The organism is Microbacterium sp. TS-1 (assembly GCF_000509385.1).
Lineage (GTDB): Bacteria > Actinomycetota > Actinomycetes > Actinomycetales > Microbacteriaceae > Microbacterium > Microbacterium arborescens.
The window spans coordinates 2,183,995-2,205,701 of record NZ_BASQ01000001.1 but is presented as its reverse complement, the minus strand read 5'-3'; the positions used below and the strand labels follow the sequence as shown (position 1 = coordinate 2,205,701).

The 21,707-nt window shown below is 68.7% G+C and carries 16 protein-coding genes; 5 read left to right on the top strand and 11 right to left on the bottom strand.

Annotation, left to right across the window (positions count from 1 at the left end; all coding sequences use genetic code 11):
• Window positions 1-10 precede the first annotated feature (10 nt).
• Window positions 11-1,258 carry a dicarboxylate/amino acid:cation symporter gene (locus MTS1_RS10240; RefSeq protein WP_036304738.1) on the bottom strand — a complete coding sequence of 416 codons (1,248 nt, stop codon included), beginning with the start codon at window positions 1,256-1,258 and terminating at the stop codon, window positions 11-13.
• Window positions 1,259-1,441: 183 nt separating this feature from the next.
• On the opposite strand from MTS1_RS10240, the gene MTS1_RS10235 reads away from it, so the two are divergent.
• From MTS1_RS10235 to MTS1_RS10225, 3 genes are all read left to right on the top strand, one after another.
• Entirely contained in the window at window positions 1,442-2,176 is a 735-nt protein-coding gene (locus MTS1_RS10235; RefSeq protein WP_023953604.1) for a FadR/GntR family transcriptional regulator, read from the top strand.
• An 88-nt stretch (window positions 2,177-2,264) separates the two neighbouring features.
• Window positions 2,265-2,999, top strand: a complete 735-nt coding sequence (locus tag MTS1_RS16710; RefSeq protein WP_023953603.1) for a DUF1275 family protein — start codon at window positions 2,265-2,267, stop codon at window positions 2,997-2,999.
• On the top strand, window positions 2,996-4,102 hold the full coding sequence (locus tag MTS1_RS10225) for an acetamidase/formamidase family protein (protein WP_023953602.1): 1,107 nt from the start codon (window positions 2,996-2,998) through the stop codon (window positions 4,100-4,102). The genes MTS1_RS16710 and MTS1_RS10225 overlap by 4 nt, the downstream gene beginning before the upstream one ends.
• Here the strand turns inward: MTS1_RS10225 and MTS1_RS10220 are convergent.
• The 9 genes from MTS1_RS10220 to MTS1_RS16090 all read right to left on the bottom strand — a co-directional run bounded on the left by MTS1_RS10220 (window position 4,099) and on the right by MTS1_RS16090 (window position 16,850).
• Window positions 4,099-4,380 carry a hypothetical protein gene (locus MTS1_RS10220; protein WP_023953601.1) on the bottom strand — a complete coding sequence of 94 codons (282 nt, stop codon included), beginning with the start codon at window positions 4,378-4,380 and terminating at the stop codon, window positions 4,099-4,101. The genes MTS1_RS10225 and MTS1_RS10220 overlap by 4 nt on opposite strands.
• A 32-nt stretch (window positions 4,381-4,412) precedes the next feature.
• A complete protein-coding gene (locus MTS1_RS10215; protein ID WP_023953600.1) occupies window positions 4,413-4,805 on the bottom strand; it encodes a DUF2256 and DUF3253 domain-containing protein in 393 nt (130 codons plus the stop codon).
• 2,001 nt (window positions 4,806-6,806) lie between these two features.
• Entirely contained in the window at window positions 6,807-7,526 is a 720-nt protein-coding gene (locus MTS1_RS10210) for a peptidase E (protein WP_023953598.1), read from the bottom strand.
• Window positions 7,523-10,288, bottom strand: a complete 2,766-nt coding sequence (locus tag MTS1_RS10205) for a sugar-binding domain-containing protein (RefSeq protein ID WP_023953597.1) — start codon at window positions 10,286-10,288, stop codon at window positions 7,523-7,525. Before MTS1_RS10205 ends, MTS1_RS10210 begins: the two co-directional genes overlap by 4 nt.
• 3 nt (window positions 10,289-10,291) lie before the next feature.
• Window positions 10,292-11,128: a carbohydrate ABC transporter permease gene (locus MTS1_RS10200; RefSeq protein WP_023953596.1), complete on the bottom strand. Its 837-nt coding sequence runs from the start codon at window positions 11,126-11,128 to the stop codon at window positions 10,292-10,294.
• A complete protein-coding gene (locus tag MTS1_RS10195) occupies window positions 11,125-12,117 on the bottom strand; it encodes a carbohydrate ABC transporter permease (RefSeq protein ID WP_023953595.1) in 993 nt (330 codons plus the stop codon). The genes MTS1_RS10200 and MTS1_RS10195 overlap by 4 nt, the downstream gene beginning before the upstream one ends.
• Window positions 12,114-14,213 carry a DUF6259 domain-containing protein gene (locus MTS1_RS10190; RefSeq protein WP_023953594.1) on the bottom strand — a complete coding sequence of 700 codons (2,100 nt, stop codon included), beginning with the start codon at window positions 14,211-14,213 and terminating at the stop codon, window positions 12,114-12,116. Before MTS1_RS10190 ends, MTS1_RS10195 begins: the two co-directional genes overlap by 4 nt.
• A 118-nt stretch (window positions 14,214-14,331) precedes the next feature.
• Window positions 14,332-15,594, bottom strand: a complete 1,263-nt coding sequence (locus MTS1_RS10185; protein WP_023953593.1) for an ABC transporter substrate-binding protein — start codon at window positions 15,592-15,594, stop codon at window positions 14,332-14,334.
• On the bottom strand, window positions 15,591-16,850 hold the full coding sequence (locus MTS1_RS16090; RefSeq protein WP_023953592.1) for an ABC transporter substrate-binding protein: 1,260 nt from the start codon (window positions 16,848-16,850) through the stop codon (window positions 15,591-15,593). The genes MTS1_RS10185 and MTS1_RS16090 overlap by 4 nt, the downstream gene beginning before the upstream one ends.
• A gap of 181 nt (window positions 16,851-17,031) precedes the next feature.
• On the opposite strand from MTS1_RS16090, the gene MTS1_RS10175 reads away from it, so the two are divergent.
• Both MTS1_RS10175 and MTS1_RS10170 read left to right on the top strand, forming a co-directional pair.
• Window positions 17,032-18,348: a DUF3863 domain-containing protein gene (locus tag MTS1_RS10175; protein ID WP_023953591.1), complete on the top strand. Its 1,317-nt coding sequence runs from the start codon at window positions 17,032-17,034 to the stop codon at window positions 18,346-18,348.
• Window positions 18,345-20,879 (top strand): alpha-L-rhamnosidase, encoded by a 2,535-nt coding sequence (locus MTS1_RS10170; protein WP_023953590.1) that lies wholly within the window; start codon window positions 18,345-18,347, stop codon window positions 20,877-20,879. The genes MTS1_RS10175 and MTS1_RS10170 overlap by 4 nt, the downstream gene beginning before the upstream one ends.
• Window positions 20,880-20,892: 13 nt before the next feature.
• On the opposite strand, the gene MTS1_RS10165 is transcribed toward MTS1_RS10170, so the two are convergent.
• Window positions 20,893-21,645, bottom strand: a complete 753-nt coding sequence (locus tag MTS1_RS10165; protein WP_023953589.1) for an SDR family NAD(P)-dependent oxidoreductase — start codon at window positions 21,643-21,645, stop codon at window positions 20,893-20,895.
• Between the last annotated feature and the right edge of the window lie 62 nt (window positions 21,646-21,707).

Below are 21,707 nucleotides of genomic sequence, written 5' to 3'. Positions count from 1 at the left end.
CGGCCCGGGCTCAGACGGCCAGGGCCCGCACCCTCCCCTCGTAGACGTCGCGATCGAGCTCCTTCCGGTCGTCTGCGACCAGCATGGCGACGAACGTGTCGCCGTTGACGTTGAGGAAGGTTCGCAGCACGCCCGCGAACCAGTCGACCGCGATGAGGAGCCCGACTCCCTCGAACGGCAGCCCGAGCGAGGTGGCGAGGAAGGTAGCGACGACGGGGAACCCGCCCGGTACCGTGATCGTGCCCATGTTGAGAAGAATCGCCAGCCCCATCCCGAGCAGGAGGGTGCCCGCGTCGAGGTGGACGCCGCCGGACTGGGCGAGGAACATCACGACGATCACGTAGTTGAGCACGGCGCCGTACGACCCCATCGTCAGCCCCACCGAGAGGGTGAAGTTGGCCACGGTGCGGTCGACGCCGATCTTCTCGATCGCCGTCTTGAGCACGGTCGGGTACGTCACCGCCGAGCTCGTCGTGGTCACGGCGATCAGCGTCTGCTGAGCGAGTTTGGCTGGCAGCAAGGCGATGTTGACGCGCGTCCGCGCCCACACCACGGCGACGAAGAGGATGAGCAGGACGAGCACGCCGAGGAGGGTCGAGCCCAGATAGCCGAGCCCGCCGATCACGACCCCGAATCCGACCGTACCGGCGAGGTCGGCGAGGAGGCAGAAGACGCCGATCGGCGCGATCAGCATCACGAAACGGATCATCGTCAGGACCACCTGCTGGATCTGATCGAAGAAGTCGAGCACGAGCCGGTTGCCGCTGGCCGTCACGTAGACGTTCAGCGCGGCGCCGAACAGCAGCGAGAAGACGATGATCGGGACCATCGCGGCACCGGACATGGCGTCGAAGATGTTCGTCGAGACGAAACCGACGATCGTGTCCTGCCAGCCCAGCGCCTCGCCGGCGGCATCCTCGAGGGACGGATCGACCGCTCCGGAGAAATCGACTCCCGACCCCGGCTGCAGGACCGAGCCGATGATCCAGGCCACCACGGCGGCCACCGCCGCGAAGACGAGCATCCACGCGAAGGTCCGCGTCGCGAGGCGGCCCATGCCCGATCCGCGGAGAGAGCCGATCGCGAAGATGATCGACGACATCACCAGCGGCACGATCGACATCTGGATGAGGCGGATGAAGATGTCACCGACGAACGCGATCGCCGCCGCCGCGTCGCCCAGCACGAGCCCGAACGCGATACCCAGCAGTGCCGCGAGTCCGATCTGCAACGCAGGGCTCTTCAATGCTCTCTTCACGGTCGTCCGTCCCTCTCGAAGCCTTCCCGCCGGACGGCGGTGACATCGACGCTAGGTCGGCGCCGATCGTCGACGCGGAGAATTGGTAGGACCGTAACGACCCGTTTACATGATCGGAACGTCGGATGAGGAGGCGGCGAGCGTGACAGACTGAGCCGGCCCGCCAGATGAGGAGGATCCGCTGTGACCGACCCCGCCGGAGCGAGCCTCGGCCCCCTCCCCCGCACGCACGCGCTGATCGCCGACGACATCTCGCGACACCTCGAGCGCCTCATCGTGACCGGCGAGCTCAGCCCGGGTGCGCCGCTGCCGCCCGAGCGTGTGCTCGCGCAGACCCTCGGCGTCTCGCGCAACGCTCTCCGCGAGGCCCTGACCCGCCTCGCCGGACTCGGGCTGATCGAGCGTCGGCAGGGCAGCGCGAACCGCATCGCCCGGAGGGTTCCGCTCTCGGCGACGCTGGCCGCACGCATGAACGAGGTCTCGGCCGAGTTCCGCAACGCGGCCGAGTTCCGGGCCGTCATCGAGCCCCAGCTCGTCCGCCTCGCCGCTGCCCGCGTCGACCGGAGCCAGCTCGAGGCTCTCCGCGAGCTGCTCGAGTCCGGCGGCGAGAACGACGCCGAAGGATCGGCGGCCCTCGACATCGCGTTCCACACCGCCGTCGCACAGGCCACCGGCAACCCGCTGCTGGCGGCCCTCGGCGAGCTCACGGCGTCATGGACGGTCGCAGCCCGCCTGTACTCCCACCTCGATGCCGACGGGCGACGCCTGTCGCACGACGGCCACGCGCGCATCCTCGCGGCCCTCGCCGCGGGTGATCCCGACGCCGCCGAGTACGCCATGCGCATCCACCTGGCCGAGATCCGGCAGCTGATCGAATCGGCCGGATCGTCCGGAGCGGATGCCGCCAGCGACGCGTGAGCTCTGCCCTCCGGTAGGACCAATCTGCTCGGCATCCGCTACTGTCATCTCGAACCGGCCCGCCCCGGGCCCCTACGGAAGGCCGAACGTGCGACGCAATCCCTCGACCTCACGCCTCGCGCGTCGCGACGTGGCGCCGGCACAACGCCGGACCGCCCTCATCGCGCTCATGCTTCTGACCTTCGTGACGGGCGTGGTCGACGCGGTCGGCTATCTCGCCCTCGACCGCGTCTTCGTGGGCAACATGACCGGAAACATCGTCATCCTCGGCATGGCGGTCGCCGGCGGCGACGACCTCCCGGTTCTCGGCCCGGCGATCGCTCTGGCGGCGTTCACCGCCGCCGCCTTCGCGGCGGGGCTGTTCCTGCGGAGACGACGCAAGGAATGGGGTGGCGCGGTGACGGGCCTGCTGGCCGCGGGGGCGATCGTTCTCGCGGGTCTGGGCGTGACGTTCCTGATCCCCGGAGCCGTCGGCTCCGAGCCGGTCGTCCTCACGGCATCCACGCTCACCGCCGCCGCGATGGGCGCGCAGGCGGCCGTCGCCCGCAGCCTCGCCGTCACCGACATGACGACAGTGGTGGTCACCTCGACCCTCACGTCCCTCGCGAGCGAATCGTTCGTCGACGACGGCCTGCGCGGGATCTGGAACCGCCGCGTCGCCGCCATCCTCGTTCTCTTCCTGGGCGCACTGGTCGGAACCGTCCTGCTGCCCCTCACCCCGGGGGTCCCGCTCCTCCTGGCTGCACTGCTCACGCTCGCCGTCGTCGTGCTCGGGCATCTTCGGCTGTTCACGCCGGCGCGACGAGAAGCGGTCGTCGCGTGAGCGTGCTGCAGCCCGGCGAGGGCGATCTCCCCGGCGACCACTACCTCCCCGCCGGTCCCGACACCGTGCTGTGGGGGCGGCTGCCGTGCGCCGCCGACGCGCCGGTGCTCACGATCGCCTCGGGCATGACCGTCACGATCGACACCGTCAGCCACGAGGGAATCCTCGAGGATCAGGGCAAGGATCCCCGCGCCTACTTCGGGCGTCACGGCGTCGCCCCGGAGGCTGTCCTCGACGACGCGGTCGCGATCGCCGCGTCGCTCTCGCGCGACCCTGCTCACGACGGACCGCACGTCGTCACGGGACCGATCCACGTCGAGGGCGCCCAGCCCGGCGACCTGCTGAAAATCACCGTCGAGCGCCTCGTCCCGCGCGTGCCCTATGGCGTCATCTCCAACCGGCACGGCAAAGGTGCGCTGGTCGGCGTGCTCCCGCGCGGCCCGCATCCCGTCAGCGTCTTCACCCCGGTCGAAGAACGCCCGGGCGGCCTCGTCGGCACGATGCCGCTGACCGACGACGGCCGCCGGATCGTCGAGTTCCCGCTCGCGCCGTTCCTCGGAACGATGGGCGTGGCCGTCGCCGGAGACGAGCGTCCCCATTCGGTGCCACCCGGCGACCACGGCGGCAACCTCGATGTGAAGCTGCTGACCGAGGGGGCGGCGCTCTACCTTCCGGTGCAGGTTCCCGGCGCCCTCGCCTACGTCGGCGACCCGCACTTCGCGCAGGGCGACGGCGAAGTCGCGCTCACCGCTCTGGAGGCCTCGCTGCGGGCGACGCTGCGATTCGAGGTCGTCGCGCGCACCGATGCCCTCGCGGAGTTCGGTGAGCTCACCGGCCCACTCGCCCGCACCGACGAGTTCCTCGTGCCCATGGGGCTCGACTCCGACCTGGACGAGGCGATGCGCAAGTGCGTACGCGCGGCGCTCGACGTCATCACCGCCCGGTGGGGCATGGACGAGCACCTCGCTTACGCCTACTTGAGCGCGGCGACCGACTTCGATATCTCACAGGTCGTGGACATCGTCTGCGGCATCCACGCCCGCATCCGCGAGTCGGACTTCGGGCGGGTGCCTCAGCGCGCCGGGGACTCGCGCCGCGCCTAGGCGCGCGGGTCGATCTCGATGACGATCCGGCGCCCGGCGTCGATCACGCCCGGGCCCTTGTCGGGAGATGGCGCGGGAACCGGCAGCTCCTGCTCGACCTCCCAGGTGAGCCGGGCGTTGTGTGCCGCGGGGTGGAACAACTCGTCGAACCCGAGCAACCCTCCCGACGACGGCTGAGATGCATCGTCACGGCGTCGGGTCGCGAACGCGGAGCCGATGAAGACCACCGGCACCGAGAGCACGAGCACGATGGTGCCCCAGCCGAAGACGTCCGCCATGCCGACAGGCTAGAGCGAGTCGCTCCTCGCGGCTACCGGCGAGCGCGACGAATGCGGATCGGCCCCTTCGCGGTCGACGGGTCGACGACGGTACCGCGCTGCGTGATCTCGACCTCGCCGTCGGCGACGAGCCGTCGCGCGGCACGGCGCGCGGGCTCCATCAGGTCGCGCCACTCCTCCCCGCCGACGGCGCGTGCCGCCTCGGAGGGACAGATCGTCGCCCCCGCGGCACGAGCACTCAGCAGTTCGAGGATCTTCTCGCTCAGTTGCGTGTCGACAGGACGGATGCCGCGACGGCGGCAGGCGTCCGAGCAGTAGCGCACCTCGTCCCAGTTCCGGGCCCACTTCGCGCGCCACTGCATCTCGCGCCCGCACGACGCGCACGTCTTCGGCGGCGGGGTCGCGGCGGAGGCGGCTCGGGGCATATGTCCAGTCTGCGCGCGCTGCGGCCGTTGGGGGCGGGCTGTTGACAGGAGCCCGGGAGGTGGTCAGGCGAGAAGGCGCGTCTCGCAGCGAGTCTCGGCGACACCGGTTCTGCGAGCATGACAAACGACCTACGTTCCACGCGGCATTCGTCGCGAAGCCCGACAGGACTCGACGAGAGCAAGCAGATGCCAGCGACCTAAAAACATATGCCGCACGTGCGATAAGCGATCATCCTCGTTCGCCCCTTGACGTCCACCGAGGGGATTGCATAGAGTCTCACGAAATCAACACACATCGGCGGAGTGTCATTTGAATCGCTCAAGGACAGTCAGAATCGTTGCCTCCATAATCATCGTCGCCATCGGCTTCTATCTCGCCCTGACAACGGACGGATTCACGCGTGCTTTGGCGGTTGGGCAAATACTCGTCGGCGTAGTGATGCTAATCGGCTCCTGGAGAGCCAAGTCAAATGGACGCGATCGTCGGGCAGAGCGAAAATAGGCAACTGATACGTCATCGTGGCGCTAGGAGGAACTATGCCGAATAGGCAAGAAACATACCTGGGTTTCGATGACTCATGTAGTTATTGCCGTAACATAGCAGGTGCACTTGCTCGCGCTCTAGGTGACGCAGTAGTCACTGTTCCGCTCACAGACGAGCGAATGCAAAGATGGCGCAAGGAAGTGTGGGGAGACAACGCCCCCTGGGCGCCGACCCTCATACGCGTCGGCGACGGATCGCCAGTTCAAGGGTGGACCGGCTGGAGAATCGCACCCGCGCTCACCAGAGCGGTTGGACCACAAAGAGCGATGGCCGCCCTGTCCGCACTCGGCGCCGAGGAACTCGGCCGTTCGTCGAACCGGCCAGGTAGGCAAGCGCAACCACGCAAGATAACCCGGAGGACATCTCTTCAGGCGGGCCTGGCTCTGACTGCGGGCGTCCTACTCTTCAATGGCGGTGGGTTGTTCGGCCGTGGGAGTTCAGCCGCCGCCGCCCCTTCACGGCGCGCACTGTCAGAATCACGTTTAACTGGTGAAAGCGCAGACGAAGCGGTCCGAAAGATGTGGGAGTCAATCGATGTACGGAATGTTGTAAACGAGGCGGAAGCGTCAGGGTTGGTTGCGGCCGGCGACTTCGCGGGCTTGCTTGGATCGCCCCGCTTTGGGGTAGCTACGGCGCTTGCTCCCACGGTCGAGACGACCGTACTGCGGACTGACCTCGAGGGTGGGATAGAACGCCTTCTCGTGGTCGAGTACGACGAGACCAACGAGCGACTCCTCTGTTATGCGGTCTATAGCGAGCCTATCGATGGTGTGTTGTCCTCAGCTTTCGCAGTTCAGTTCAGCGGCTGGGACGCTGAGAACGCGCGACCCGAGAGGTTCCGTGTGTTGGCCAGTAGTTTCAATGGGGAAGTTCCGACACCAGTACCTGAAGCAAAGATGGCGGCCGCGCTCCGAGACGGCAAGGACCCCTGCGGGGGCTGTAACGGGGTTTGCCAAGTCGGGGGGCAGCAGCTGCGAGGTGAATGCCGAACTGGAAACGTCGTTTCGTGCGTTCTGGGCGCTGCCGGGTGCGCGCTCTGCGCGACGTGCAGCGGAACGGGGGTCTGCATCGCTTGTTTCATCGTCAGTTGCGGCGGTGCGCTCCTCTCATGCTGTGAGGGCATCCACAACGAAGCCTGCCGTCGGTGCGTCAGGGTGTGCTGAGACGCGCGTGTAGCGCAGCGTGCTCCGGATCCCGGCGCTCCTCGCCGCACTGGGCGGAGACGTGCACTGTTCCGCGGTCCTGCGGACATCCTCCGACGAAATCGCGGCCCAACGGCTCGCCCGTCGTGAGATCGGGACCGCACTCGACGAGCACATCCGCCGCAGCGAAGCCGCTGCCCGGCGGCTCGATCAAGCCGGAGACGGGATTCGCCGCATCGCCACGGACGGCCGATCCGCCGCCGAGATCGCGCTCGAGGTGCTCACCGGCGCCGGCTGGCTGCCGACTGAATCGGATCAGGCGAGAAGGCGCGTCTCGCAGCGAGTCTCGGCGACACCGTCGCCATCGCGCTCGACGGCCCACACCGCACCGTCGGCGGACTCGGTGAGCATCTCGACCGGCTCGCCGTCGACGTAGAGCACCGCTGCGCCCTCGTCGAGGCCGAACCCGTTCGGCAACGTTCCGTCGGCGATCGCGCGTTGCAGCGCGGGGCGCCGGTCGGGCTGCGAGTCGTAGTGAACCCCGACGGATCGGTCGACGAAACCGAGCGCGTCGTCGATCACGGCGACCGGGCCGAACGTCGTGGTGGGGCCGCCGACGTGCCAGCAGATCGCGCCCGCTGACGTCCCCGCCAGAACAGTCCCCCGATCCGCCGCCTCGGCGAGCACCTCGGGCAGCCCATGCACCCGCCACACGGCCAGCAGGTTCGCGACGCTGCCACCCGCGACCCAGACGAGATCGCTCGCCAGAACGGCCTCGCGGAGGTCCGGCTGGTTCCGCCCGAACAGCCGGATGTGGACGGCATCCACACCGCGCTGCTGCGCCGCAGCCAGCTCCCGGCCCTCGTCGACGCGCTGGTCACCGGCCGCCGTGTTCACGAACGCGACACGCGGGCGACGTCCGGTGACACCCGTCAGATCCAGGGCATATCGCTGCAACGGGCTGAACTCGACATCACCCCACTGCGCGGGGCTCCACCCGCCGCACGTGGCCAGGATCGTCCGCCTCTCGCTCATGAGAGCATCACCTCCGGTGCGTTCCAGGCTCGCACACGAACGCCGTCGAGCCCGTTGCCGTCCGAGCCGTCGGGCAGGGCGAAGCCGACGCGGCGCTCCTCGCCGGCATCGAGCCCGAACGCGTTGTCGTCGAGCACCGCCCCCAGCCCGTGCGGGAACCCATCGATCAGCACGATCGGCGCCGGGTGTTCGCCGACATTGCGAACGACGATGGCGTCATCCTCGACATGCGCCGACACGGCAGTCGACGGCAGCTCCGACAGGGGCGACGTCAGGTCCGCATACGGCTGCAGCAGCTCGGCAACCGGCGTCGCCGCGGCCTCGTCGAGGGGCCGCGCCTCCAGCTCGCGCAGCGCGGCGTCCTTCCGCTGGTGGTTGAACGGGTACCACTGCGACGAGATCCGCCCGCCCGCGGCATCCTGCAGCGTCACGGCGAGGACGAGTGGCTCGACCGGCCGCCCGCCGAGCGGCGCGACGATCTCGGTGACGTCCACCCGACCATCGGCCGCGACGTCGACCCTCGACTCGTTCTCGACCACGACCCGAAGATCGGCGTCGTACAGACGCACGAACAACCGGGCGCCGGAAACCGTCGAGGGCGTGTCGTTCGACACGTGGATGCGGGCGCGGAACGTCTCGGTCACCGACCAGTCGAACTTCTCGTACGTCGCATACGCCGACACCGGGGCGCCGAACTGCTTCGCACGGTAGTACGACAGCTTCGGTACTCCGTAGTAGTCGATGACCGCCCAGGACGCGCCCGGAAACGCTTCGCCGATCTTGTAGAACCAGTAGGCCGACGTCGTGTCGCCGCTGTGGGCGCGCATCCGCTCCGATGCGAACCGCAGCGCGTCGCCCTGCCCCAGCTGCGAATACTCGACGAACGTGCGCCAGTCGCGAATGGGCCCGTACGCGGCATATCGCGCCTGCTTGAACAGATCGAACAGCGAGAACTGCGACTGATGCTGCACGATCGCCCCGTGCTCGGGCGGCGGCCACTGCTCGAGCAGGGCTGGGTCGAGGAAGCGCGCCATGCTCGACAGGTCGCACTGGCTCGACAGGCCGTACTCGCCGAAGACCGCAGGCAGCAAGCCGGTGTACGCCTCGACGGGCATGCCCTCGTGATAGACGCCGTAGAAGTGCTCGCTGCCGCCCCAGGGGTCGGTCCGGTGGAACGGTCGCCCGGGGTCGTACTGCGCGACACGGCGCCCGATGACCGTCAGCAGATCGTCCGAGGTGATGGTCGCGGGATTCTCGTTGCCCCCGCCCCACATGACGAGCGAAGGGTGGTTTCGCAGCCGGCGCACGATGCGCGAGACCTGCTCGTCGATCGTCGCGAGATCGGCGCCCGTGGCATCGAGACCGAAGGTCAGCGGGAACTCCTGCAAGACCAGGATGCCGCGACGGTCGCACTCGTCGTAGAACTCGTCGCTCTCGATCGTCCCGCCGCCCCACGCCCGGAGCATCTGCAGATTGCCGCGCTCGACCAGGTCGAGGATGTGCCGGTCGACGTCGAACCCGCGGCGTGCCATCGGATCGGTCCAGCACCAGTTCGCGCCCTTGAGGAACAGCTCGCGCCCGTTGACGACGAACCGCCAGTCGTAGACGTCGGGACCGTGATTGCCGACGAGCGGCTCCATGCGCACCGAGCGGATGCCGAAGGTGGTGGCGAGCACCTGCCCGGCGGCCCGTAGCTCGGCGGTGTAGATCGGCTGCTCGCCGTACCCGAACGGCCACCAGAGCCGCGCATCCGGCACGTCGATCTCGACGTGATGTCGTGTGAAGTCGGGACCGACGTCGGCCGACAGCTCGAGCTCGGAGACGGCGGAGCCGTCGGGATCGCGGATCGTCACCGACACCGGCAGCGGCTCCGTGCGGCTCGGAGGCGCGACGACGTCCCACTGAACGCGCACCCGTGCCGCGCCCTCCCGGGCGTCGGTGACCACGACGGCGAGATCGGCGAGCTCGACCTCGGGTACGCGCTCGAGACGGACGCCGCGCCAGATGCCCATCGAGATGAGATGACCGTAGTGCCAGCCCCAGCCCGGCGACGGCTTCATCACGCCGTGCCAGTCGTGCGGCGGCGGATCAATCCGCACGACGATCTCGTTCTCGGCCTCGAGGTCGAGCACCGCCGTCACGTCGACATCCGGGCCGCCGTACATGCCGACCTGTCGCGCGACGGGCCGGCCGTTCACGAACACGGATGCCGCGTAGTCGAGACCGTCGAACGAGAGGCGGATGCGGTCGCCCCGCCAGCCCTCGGGCACGCGGAAGCGTCGGGCGTACCACCACTCCTGCTGCTCGATCCGCGTGCGGCGGAAGTACCACGGCCATTTCTCGGGCACGCCGTGCTCGACGAGTTCGGCGTAGGTGTTGTCGTCGACGAGCGGGTCGGCGATGACTCCCGCCGCGGCCAGCGCGCCCTGGACGGTGCCCGGGACCGTCGCCGTCACCCAGGTCGAGCGGTCGGTGTCGGGGCGATGCCAGCCGACGGGGCTGCGGCGCGCAGCATCCGATCGGTCGCCGAGCCAGCGCTCGATCGAGAACTCCCGCCCAGGAAGCGACCCCGCGAGCAGCCACTCACCGTCGAGCGACACGACGTCGGCCTGAGAACCGGCGGGCGCCGCGGCGACTGCGTCCTCCCGCGAGACACGCGCTGCCCGAGACGGGACCGACGCGTGGTGCTCGATCCAGCGGTCTCCGAACAGCGGCGAGCTCAGCCACCGCTCCCGTTCGATGCCGTCCAGCGACGCGGTCACCGGCTACTTCACCGCACCCGCGTAGAGACCGCTGACGAAGTATCGCTGAGCGAAGACGAACAGCAGGAGGATAGGCAGGCTCATGATGAGCACGGCGGCCATGATGTTGCCCCAGTCGGCGAGGTACTGCGCTTTGAAGTACAGGACACCGGTCGTCAGCGTGCGTTTGCCCGGGTCGGTGAGCAGCAGCTGCGGCACGAGGTAGTCGTTCCACACGCCCACACCCTGCAGCACCCAGAACGTGGCGACGGCGGGACGCGCGAGGGGGAAGAAGATGCGCCAGAACAACTGGAAGTAGCCGGCACCGTCGATGACCGCGGCCTCCACGATCTCGCGCGGCACCTGCCGCATGAACGCGGCCATCAGGAAGACGCCGAAGGGTAGAGCGCCGGCGATGTAGAGGAGGATGACGCCGGCGTAGCTGTTGATCAGCCCGAGGTCGCGCACGACGCGGAACTGCGGCACGAGGGCGAGCTGCATGGGCAGGAAGATGCCGGCGGCGAGCAACAGGTAGATACCCGAGCCGATCTTCGTGGCCTGGCGCACGATGGCGTACGAGGCGAGCGCGGCCACGAAGGTCGCGACGGTCATGCTGACGAGTGTCAGCAGGATCGAGTTCGCGAACAGGTTGGTGAAGTTCGCCTCGTTCCACGAGGTGACGAAGTTGTCGAACGTCGGCGAGATCGGCAGTCCCGTCGGGTTCGTCAGCACCTCGAGGTTGGGCTTGAACGCCGTGATCACGATGATCACGAGGGGGTAGATCATCAGGATGCTGAGGACGATCAGTAGGACGTTGACGGGAACGCGTCGCAGCAGACGCGTCGCGGTTCGGCTGTTCATCGGCCCTCCTCCTCCGCGGCGATGCGGTTGTTCAAGCGGTTCTGCACCGCGGCGATGGCGATGAGCACGATGATGACCAGCACGGCCATGGCCGAGGCGTAGCCGAAGTTGTTGTTGACCATGCCCTCCTGGAAGACCTGGGTCATATACAGCTGTGTCGAGTTGCCCGGCCCGCCTCTGGTCATCAGGTAGACGGTGTCGAACGCGCGCAGCGCACCGTTGATCGACAGCACCAGCACCAGGCCGATCGAGGGGATCATCAGCGGCAGCGTGATGAAGCGCAGGGCCTTCCAGCCGCGCGCCCCGTCGACCTTCGCCGCCTCGAGGATCTCACCCGGGATCGTCGACAGCCCGGCGAGGAAGATGACGATGTTGAAGCCCAGACCGCTCCACAGATCGACGAGGATGACGCTGTACAGGGCGAGGTCGTAGTTGCCGAGCCAGTCCTGCGCGAGGCCGCCGAGCCCGAGGCTGCGGAGGATGGTGTTGAACGTCCCCGTGGTGGGGTCGTACATGAAGCTCCACACGAACACGATCGCGACCGGAGAGATCACCATCGGCGCGAAGAAGATCGCACGGTAGATGTTGCCTAGTCGCAGCTGCCGGTGCAGCAGCACGGCGAACAGGAACGCCAGCACCGTCTGCACGACGATCTTGAAGAAGCCGTATATCGCGGTGTTGCCCACCGCCTCCATCAGCACGGGGTCGCCCGAGAAGATCCGTACGAAGTTGTCGAGTCCCAGGAACTCCCACGCGCGATTGAACCCGCGGGCGTCGGTGAAGCTCGCCACGACGACCTGCCCCATCGGGTACACGGTGAACACGAGGTACAGGATGAGGGCCGGCGAGATCGCCACCCAGAACTTCCCGGCCGAGCTCCGGCCGGTCCAGAGGCGTTCCTTCAGCGTCGTGCGCTTGCGGAGCGCAGTCACGTTCTCCGGGTCGTCCAAGGCGAGGACGCGAGGATCTTCGACGCGCGTGCTGCTCATGTCGTTCCAATCGGGTCGGTCGGGGGAACCACGACGGCGGCGTCGCGGGGATCGATGGTGAGGATCGCGTCTGTCGCGTCGAGGTCCGTCTCAGCCGAGCCGTCGAGACGGACGACATGCGATCCGGCCGGGAGACCGGCGACGCGCACTCGCGCGGGGGCGTCACCGAAGTTGGCGACGACCACGACGCGCGAGGGGTCGCCCTGACCACGGCGCCAGACGGTGTGGCGAACCAGCGCGGCCGAACCGGAGGCACCGGCCTCCGCCACCGTGACGGCGGCGTCGGCCACGAGCTCGCCGTTCCACAGCCAGTCGGCGTACCGGCCGCGCACCTCCTCCGCGCGACGCGCTCGCTCGACGGTGACCGGCATGTCACGGGGGCGTCCCTTGAAGTTGAAAGGCTCGAGGCTCATCGCGTATGCGTCCAGCAGGCTCTGGGCGATCATGCCGCGCTCGTCGAAACCGGTCAGCGCCGTGACGATGCGGGCGCCGGGACGCAGCATCCTGCCGACGGGCCGATGGTGGGGCGATGCGCTGCGGAAGTACGACACGTCGTAGTCCTCGAACTGGGCGTCGTAAGCGCCCTCGGCAGCGATGACGAAGGTGTCGGCCGCGTCGCCGAGGCGAGCGCGCATGTCGTCGATGTACGCCGCGTCCCACGTGAAGGCGCTCGCGCCGACGGGATGGCCGTGATCGTCGGCGAAGCACAGCAGAGCGCGACCGTGGTAGAGCGACTCGTCGGCCAGGATGCCGTCGGCGCCCCAGGATGCCATCTCGGCGACCTCGTCGGCGATGCGGTCGCGCAGCTCGCGCACGCCGAAGCACAGGGGCACGTACCAGGGCGTGCTGATGCCGTAGCGCTTGCGCGAGGAGTGGTAGACCGGACCGGGCTGCGCGTAGGGCTGCCCGTGGGGATCGCGCGATACGAAGCGCTCGAGCTCATTCCAGTTCGGGCCGGGCTTCTCGACCCACACGTACTTGACGTAGAGCACGGTGGCGACGTCGAGCTCGCGGGCGCGATCGAGCGCCCGCTGCAGGCCGGCGGCTCCGCCGAGCTTCGCCGCCGGGCGGTGCCACGGGACGAGGCCGTCCTGTCCGCCCTCGTTCCAACCGACGATCTGGATCGCGCCGATCCCGGTCGACGCGCACTCCTCGATGATGTCGACGAGGTCGTCGAAGTCGTAGCGGGGCTCGCCCTCGGTCGACATGAGCTGCACCTGCAGCCAGAGCCGGGGCTCCGCGAGCCAGGCCGCGCGGGAGCGCCGGGTGGGCGCCTGGTTGCGACGGTACGGCACGAGCGAACCGGTCCAGTCCCCCGCGTACGGCATGAGCGACATCGCGGGCAGCTCGATGCGGTCGCCGGTCGCGGCGGGGAAGTGGATGGCGTCGAGCGTGACGGCGGCATCGGGCCCGGCGGTGCGGGCGAGGCCGTCGGCGAACCCAGGCTCGAGCGATGCACGCCAGCCGATGAAGTCGAGCGTCGGCGCCGCGGGCATGACGGTGATGCCGCCGGCATCGGTCACGAGGGCGACGAACGGTGAGGTGGGGTTGCCGACGAGCTCGGGCCGCAGGTTGCCGCTGGCATAGTCCGGGAACATCGTGCCCCAATAGGGTGCGTTGCTGTCGAACACGGGCAGCAGGCCGACGCGCGTGCCGGTCGAGTAGTCGACCCCCCGAAGCTCGAGCTCGCGCGCCGCCGGACGCACGCCTCGTATCGACGGGAACCGTACCGCTTCGACGCCGCCTTCCTCGAGGGCGAGCGAGAGCGAGAGCCGGAGACCGCCCTGGTCGATCGCCGCAGTGACCGTGATGTCGCCGTGAAGCGTCTCGCCGGCGGACGTGATCGGGTCGGTCCAGCGCAGCGTCACGGCGTTTCCGTCGGCGGTGAACTCGTGACCGGAGAGCGACTGCTGCGCGGTCTGGACGACGACGGTGCGGTCGCCGCCGCGCGGAATCTCGACGACGAACAGCGAACCGGCGCTCGCCTCTTCCAGCCACGGACCGACCCTGCCATCATCGAATCGCACGAGCCCACCGGTGCGGGCATCGAAGGCGATCGACAGATGCGGGTCCTCGAGGGTGAGGAGCTGGGTCACGGAACACTTCCTTGAGTTGCGTTGTGTAGCCAGACTACACGAATGACGGGTGAAGGCCCCCGAAATTGCTCGACTCGAGCGAATTTCGGGGGTCTTGGGTAGCCGCGCTACCCCTAGCTCACCGCGACGCGCGTATCTCGTCGAGCGTCGCGTCGAGCTCCGCGACAACCGACGCCGAGTCGGTCCGACCGGCGATGAGGTTCTGCATACCCACCAGCAGCTTCTCCTGCAGCTGCGGGTGGGCGGGCAGCACCATGGGGCGGAACGTCTTGCCCTGCCAGGCGGCCTCCATATCGGCGAACAGCGGATCCACCGACGAGACGTCGATGCCCTCGGTCACGGGGAAGGCCTTCACCCCTGTCAAGAACTCGGCGTAGACGTCGTCCTGGAAGAAGAAGTCGATGAAGCGCTCAGCCGCATCGGTCTTGTCGTTGCCCGGGTTGATGCCCCACGCGACGAGGTAGCTCCCCCACATGTCGGCGACGTCGGCGTCGAGGGTAGGGAAGTTCATGTAGCCCGGCTCCACGCCCGCCGCACGAGCGTCGGAGAGGATCCACGTCGCGGGGAACATCGCGGCGTTGCCGGAGAGGAACGCCGTCTTGGCAGCCGACTGGTTCGTGCCGACCGGGTCGGGCATGTAGTACGGCACCAGCTCCTCCACGACATCCAGAGCACTCTCGTATCCGGGAGTCTCGGCGAACGTCGTCTCCCCCGCGAGCAGCTCCTCGATGATGTCGGGCTTGTCCGGGAACACGTGTTCCGCCATCGCGTAGTACGCGATGAACTGCGGCCACCAACTGTCCTGGGCCGACATCGCGAACGGCACGATGCCCGCGTCCGACAGCTTCTGTGCGGCATCCTTCAGCTCGGTGTAGGTCTGCGGGACCTCGTCGATGCCGGCCTGCTCGAAGAGCGCGGCGTTGTAGATGATCCCGTTGCCCGATTGAGAGATCGGCACGGAGTAGGCGCCTTCACCGTCGGAGTCGCGCGTCGCCTCGAGTGCCGCGGCCTCGTTCAGCCTTCCGAGGAAGTCGGTCGACGACAGATCGGCGGCGAAGCCGTCCTGGATGAAGTCGGTCAGGTTCTTCGGGTCGAAGCCGTAGACGTCCGGCCCCGCACCGCCCGACAGGCGCGTCTTCAGAACGTTGTCGTAGTCGTTGGTGTTGACGAACTCCGCGTTGACGGTGACGTCGGGGTTGGCCTCCTCGAAGGCCGCGATCACCTTCTCGTACGCCTTCTGGTTGTCGCCGCCGTCGCCCCACATCAAGAAGCTGAGCTGCGTGCCGCCACCGCCCGCGCTGCCGCATCCGGTGAGTGCCGCCGCCGCGAGCGCGACCAGACCGGCCGCGCTCGCGAGACGGACACGGGGACCGTGCGTCATCGGTTTGCGACGTACTGCGCCAGGGCAGCGTCGAGGTCGGTCAGCACTTCCTCGGTGCTCTGACGATCACCGATGATGTTCTGCAGCCCGACCAGCAGAGTGTCCTGGATGCTGGGATCGGTCGGCGAGAACGCCGCGATGAACTGCTTGCCCTCCCACGACGCCTGCATGTCGGGGAACAGCGGGTCGACGTCCTCGCCGACCTCGACGCCCGTCGTTGTCGGGAAGAGCTTCACCTTGTCCAAGAAGCTGCTGTAAACCTCGTCCTGCATGAAGTAATCGAGGAACTTCTGGCCCGCGTCGAGCTTGGCGTCGCCGTTGTTCGGGTTCAGCCCGAAACGCACCTGGTATGTGCCCCAGATCGCGTCGGACCCCTCATCCGTGGTCGGGAAGTTCATGTAGTCGACATCGAGGTCGGCGTCGCGAGCGTCGGAGAGGATCCACGTCGCGGGGAACATCGCGGCCTGTCCGGCGAGAAACGCGGACTGCGCCGCGGTCTGGCTGGTGCCGAGCGGGTTGGGCATGTAATACGGCGTCAGCTCGCGGACGATGTCGAGCGAGTCAGCCCACGCCTTGCTCTCGGAGAACGTGGCCTCGCCGGCCGCCATCTCGGCACCCAGCTCTTCGTTGGCCCCGTGCTCCGCGAGGGCGTAGTAGATGATGAACTGCGGCCAGAAGTTGTCCTGAGCGCTCATCGCGAAGGGCGTGATGCCGGCGGCCTTCAGCTTTTCCGAGGCGGCCAGCAGCTCGGTGTAGGTCGTCGGCTCCTCGGTGATGCCGACCTGATCGAACAGCGCCTTGTTGTAGATGATGCCGTTCCCCGAGAGCGAGATCGGCAGGTTGTAGGTGCCGCCCTCCCGCTGCGCATCCTCAGCCGCCTCGGGGTTGAGCTTAGACAGGTAGCTCTCGCCGCCGTCGGAGAGATCGGCCGCAAAGCCGTCGGCGACGAAGGTCTCGATGTTGCCGAGGTCGAAGCCGTAGACGTCCGGGCCGGCGCCGCCGGAGAGACGGGTCTTGAGGATGTTGTCGTAGTCGTTGGTGTTGAAGAACTCGGCATTGACGGCGATGTCCGGGTTCGCGTCCTCGAATGCATCGATGACGTCCTGGTAAGCCTGTTGTGCGTCGCCACCGTCGCCCCACATCAGGAAGCTGATCTCGGTCTTCCCGCCGGCGGCGTCACCCGCGCACCCGGCCAGGGTGCCGATGGTCGCGAGCGCGACTCCGACGAATGCTGTCCCCTTGAGCCACTTCTTCATGGCTTCTCCCTGTCTTCATCGATGGTCGACGCCCGCTGGAGGCGCGGCGTCCGGGTATTGGTAGCGATACTACACACGAGCCGCCGTTTCGTCTCGTGTTTACCGAAATGAGACGTTCAACACGACAATTTCGCTAGTGCCACTACTTTCTCGACCGAGATCGTGGCTAGGGTGATGCCTCATGGAATCCTCCCAGCAGCCCGACGCCATCGGCCGACGCATCACCGTCAACACCGTGGTCCGGCGCCACCAGATCGAGGCCACCCGCACCCGCTCACTGTGGGAGGACGAATCCGAGCTCCACTCCGCGGCGCTCGTCGAGCGGTTCTCCGACACCGTACGCGCGGCCATTCCGGATGCTCGCGTCACCTGGGCGCTGTCATGGGGAGCGCTCACCGACGCGTCGCCCCGCTACCGCGACGTGCGTGCCGCGGTCCGCCGCGCGGCCGAGGCGCACGGCGACGACGTCGCCTTCGTGCCCGGGGGGTTCTTCGCCAACCTGTACGGCTCACGCGAGGACGTCTCGCGCGATATCACCGACGCCGCCGACCTCATCGCGCAGGAGTTCGGCCGCGCCCCCCGATCGCTCGTCGCCGGCTTCCTCTCGGCGCACAACATCGCCGACGCACGCGCCCGCGGAATGCGGACGGTGCAGGGCAACATCTGGAGCCAGTTCGACATCGACCTCCAGGACGGCGACGGCTCGATCGCCTACCCCTACTACCCGTCGTCATCCCACTTCCTCGTGCCGGGGACAGGCGACCAGCGCATCGACGCCGTCCAGCTCGACGGCTGGACGGTCGATCTCGTCGCCGCCCGCACCGCCGGGATGTCGTCGCACTACAACTCGCGTCTCGGGCTCGGCCCCATCGAGACGCTGCACCGCCTGCCGCGCGGCGAGGCGCTCCGCGAGCTCGACGCGACGAGCGAGGCGCACCTGAACGACCGGAACGTCGAGCGCAACGGCCTCGGCTGGCTAACGGTGAACTACGAGATCAGCGAGGTCGCCCGCGGACTCGAGACCGACCCGTCGACGCTCGAGGCCTGGGGCGGCTGGCTCGGCGGCCTGCGGGAGCGCTGGCCCGACCTGAGGATGCCGACGATCGCCGAGTTCGGCGAGGAGTGGCGCACCCGGCACCCCGACAACGAGGGACTGGCCTATCTGCTCGAGCAGAGCGGCAGCGGCGTGCAGGCCTCGCGCCTGGGCGAGACGGTCACCTGGTTCATGACGGCCGGCTTCCGCCTGGGGGTCGTGACGGACGCGGACGGCATCCGGGTGTTCGACTACACCGCTTACGACGGCGACGCGGTCGAACCGTCAGGTCTCGGCGACCGGCGCTGGAGCCTGCTCGGCGAGATCAATCAGAAGCGCACGCGCCCGCAGGACGAGCCGGTGCCGCTGCTCCGGTTCCTGGCCGCGCATCCGACGGTCGACGCCGCCCTGAACGAGTACTACGGCGGCAGCGACGAGCTGTCGCGCCTGAAGGATGATGCATGACCGCCTTGCGCGAGCTCACCGTCGACCACTCCGCGAACCCCGTCGGAACCGGCGCGCGACCGGTCTTCGGCTGGCAGATCACGAGCGATCAGCCCGACACCCGGCAGCGGTCTCGGCGCATCGAGGTGCGGGATCTCGCCGGAAGCGTCGTGTGGGACTCAGGCGTCGTCACCGACGATCACTCGGTCGACATCGGCTACGGGGGTGCGCCGCTGCGACCGCTCGCCCGCTATCGATGGTCCATCGAGGTGGAGACGACCGCCGGGCGCGCCGAGAGCGCGGGCACGTTCGTCACCGGAGTGGTGGATGCCGATTGGCGCGGCGCCTCCTGGATCGGCGCGTCCCAGCCCACCCCCGCGGCTCCGATCGTGCGCGGCGCATTCGAGGTCGACGCTGCGCCCGACGAGGCCTACCTCGTCATCGCCGCGGGCGGCCTCGCGCACGTCGAGCTCGACGGACGACCCGTCGACGACTCCGTGCTCGGACCGGGGTTCACCGATTACGATGTCGTCACCCACTACACCGTTGCCGACGTCACCGCGCAGCTGGCAGCGGGCACCCATGTGCTGACGGCGGAGCTCGGCCGCGGCTTCTACGGGATGCTCGGCCGCAACACCTGGAACTGGGAGACCGCGCCCTGGCACGACGATCCCTGCGTCCGGCTGCTGCTCGTCATCCGGGGAGCCGACGGTGAACAGGTCGTCGTGACGGACGACACCTGGCGCGCCGTCGACGGCGCGACCACGAGCGACGACCTGTACGCCGGCGAGGACTTCGACGCACGGCGTCGTGTCGTCGGAGCGGGCTCCGCCGGCACCGACGTCTCCGACTGGCCGCGCGTTCGGGTGGCGACCGGCCCGGCCGGCGCACCGGAGCCGCAGCGACAGCCGCCCATCGTCGTCGCGGGGCACCTCGAGCCGGAGTCCGTGGTCGAGCTCGGCGAGGGCCGCTGGGTCGTAGGCTTCGAACGGGTCGTCGCGGGCTGGGTCGAGATCGAGGCCGATGGTGCCGCCGGTGACGTGATCGAGCTCCGCTTCGGAGAGACCCTCGAGCCCGACGGGACGCCGAACCACGAAGACGAGAAGGGCTACTTCGACGGCCGCTTCCAGACCGACCGCATCATCCTCGACGACACGCGCGAGACCGGCCCGCTGCGCTGGCATCCCCGATTCACCTGGCACGGATTCCGCTACGTCGAGGTGCGCGCGCCCCGCCTTCCCCGATTGCGGGCGGCGATCGTGCATACCCGGGCCCCGCGAATCGGCCGCTTCTCGTGCTCCGATCCGCTGCTGAACACGATCCACGAGCTCACGGTGCGCACGATCCTGAGCAACCTGCACGGCATCCCGACCGACACCCCGAAGTACGAGAAGAACGGGTGGACGGGCGACGGGATGGTCGGCGCGCGGATGATGCTCCAGAACCTCGACACGCACGAGCTGCTGGCCAAATGGTCGGCCGACATCGCCCACTCCCGCCACGGTGCGGGCGCCCCGCAGGTGATCGCACCGCACGGCGGATGGCGCATGGACTGGTCTCCCGCGCCGACGTGGCACTCCGCGCTGCTCCTCGTGCCGTGGGAGGTGCACCTGCAGCGAGGCGACCGAGACGTGCTCGCGGCGGTGTGGCCCGACGCCCGCGACTACCTCCGCCTCGAGATCGACCGATCGCCCGGCGGCATCGCCGAGACGACGCTCGGCGACTGGGTCGCTCCCGACACGGATGCCGGCGGCGGCAACCCGCCCGAGGACGCGCGCATCGCCGCGACCGCCTTCCTCATCGCGATGTGCGACACCGCCGCCAGGATCGCCGTCGAGCTCGGCGAACCCGCGGACGAATGGCTCGCGGCGGCGCAGCGCAGTCGCGCGGCGTTCGTCGCGACCTTCTGGGATGCCGGTCGCGCCGAGGTGCGAGGCGTCGGCGACGACGGGTACCGGCAGGCGCATGCGGTTCTCGCCCTCGCTTTCGACGTCCTGCCCGAGGATGCCCGGCAGCCCGCCGCCGATCGTCTCGCCGCCGACGTACGCGACCGAGGCGACCACCTGTGGACCGGCGCGCTCGCGACGAAGCACATCCTGCCCGTGCTGACGCGGTTCGGGCATGCGGATGCCGCTGTCGCGATCGCGACGCAGACGACCTTCCCGAGCTGGGGCCACTGGGTCGAGCTCGGGGCCACGTCGCTGTGGGAGCACTGGAAGCCGGAGTCGCGCTCGCGCGGACACTACTTCCTCGGCACCATCGACGACTGGCTCTACGGCGACGTCGCCGGTCTGCGCCCGCTCGCACCCGGGTGGCAACGTGCCCGCATCGAGCCGGGCGTCACGGCGACCGCTCTGTCCGAGGCCGAGGGTGCCGTGCGCACGCCGTACGGCGACCTCTCGGTGCGCTGGCGACGCGGAGGCGCAGGTCTCGCTCCCGACGAGCTCGAGCTCACCTGCGAGGTTCCCGTCGGGGTCACCGCCGAGGTCGTGCTGCCCGGCGTCCGGCGGGAGGTCGGCTCAGGCGTGCACACGATCCGCGGTCACGCCTGAGCCACCGGCCCGGTCACCAGGCCGAGTAGCCTCCGTCAGCGAGCACGATCGACCCGGTCAGGTACGAGGCGGCATCCGACGCGAGGAAGGCGACGAGCGACGCGACCTCCTCGGGCGCGCCGAGTCGCTGCATCGGGGTGCGCCGGATCCAGTCGTCCCACCACTCGCCAGGCACCCCGTCCTTCGTCAGGTCGGTGCCGATGTAGCCCGGCGCGACGGCATTGACCCGGATGCCGGCATCGACGTACTCGACGGCGAGCGACTTCACCGCGAGGTGGACCGCGCCCTTCGACGCGTTGTAGGCGGCCTGCCTCTGCGGCGCGTTCGCGAGCTCGCCCGACATCGAGCCGATGGCGACGATCGACGCACCACGGGTCATGTGCCGGGCGGCCTCGCGGGCGCACCAGAAGGTTCCGGTCGCGTTGACCGCGAGCACCGCATCCCATGCCTCGCGCGTGATCTCGGAGGAGGGCTGATGGTTGGCGATGCCCGCCGAGGTCACCAGGATGTCGAGCCGGCCGTGGCGAGCGGCGACGTCGGCGAACACCTCGGCGACCCCCGCCGCGTCGGTCACGTCGAGGTGCACGTACTCGACCCCGCCGTCGAATGATTCTGCGGCCGCGCGGCCGACGTCGTCGAGGAGGTCGGCGATGACGACGGTCGCTCCGAACTCGCGCAGCGCCGTGACGCAGGCGAGTCCGATGCCCCGGGATCCGCCGGTGACGACGGCCACTCTGCCGTCCAGTTCGAGCCGTTCGCGGTACATCTCTGTGCCCTTCGGGGGTGGTGGGGTAAGGTTTGTAGCGATACTACATGGAGGGGGGATCC

Excerpts from the sequence above, each read along its gene's own strand:
- MTS1_RS10220 (WP_023953601.1), bottom strand. The coding sequence starts at position 4,380 with ATGGCGGACGTCTTCGGCTGGGGCACCATCGTGCTCGTGCTCTCGGTG.
- MTS1_RS10215 (WP_023953600.1), bottom strand. The coding sequence starts at position 4,805 with ATGCCCCGAGCCGCCTCCGCCGCGACCCCGCCGCCGAAGACGTGCGCG.
- MTS1_RS10210 (WP_023953598.1), bottom strand. The coding sequence starts at position 7,526 with ATGAGCGAGAGGCGGACGATCCTGGCCACGTGCGGCGGGTGGAGCCCC.
- MTS1_RS10200 (WP_023953596.1), bottom strand. The coding sequence starts at position 11,128 with ATGAACAGCCGAACCGCGACGCGTCTGCTGCGACGCGTTCCCGTCAAC.
- MTS1_RS10195 (WP_023953595.1), bottom strand. The coding sequence starts at position 12,117 with ATGAGCAGCACGCGCGTCGAAGATCCTCGCGTCCTCGCCTTGGACGAC.
- MTS1_RS10185 (WP_023953593.1), bottom strand. The coding sequence starts at position 15,594 with ATGACGCACGGTCCCCGTGTCCGTCTCGCGAGCGCGGCCGGTCTGGTC.
- MTS1_RS16090 (WP_023953592.1), bottom strand. The coding sequence starts at position 16,850 with ATGAAGAAGTGGCTCAAGGGGACAGCATTCGTCGGAGTCGCGCTCGCG.
- MTS1_RS10175 (WP_023953591.1), top strand. The coding sequence starts at position 17,032 with ATGGAATCCTCCCAGCAGCCCGACGCCATCGGCCGACGCATCACCGTC.
- MTS1_RS10170 (WP_023953590.1), top strand. The coding sequence starts at position 18,345 with ATGACCGCCTTGCGCGAGCTCACCGTCGACCACTCCGCGAACCCCGTC.
- MTS1_RS10165 (WP_023953589.1), bottom strand. The coding sequence starts at position 21,645 with ATGTACCGCGAACGGCTCGAACTGGACGGCAGAGTGGCCGTCGTCACC.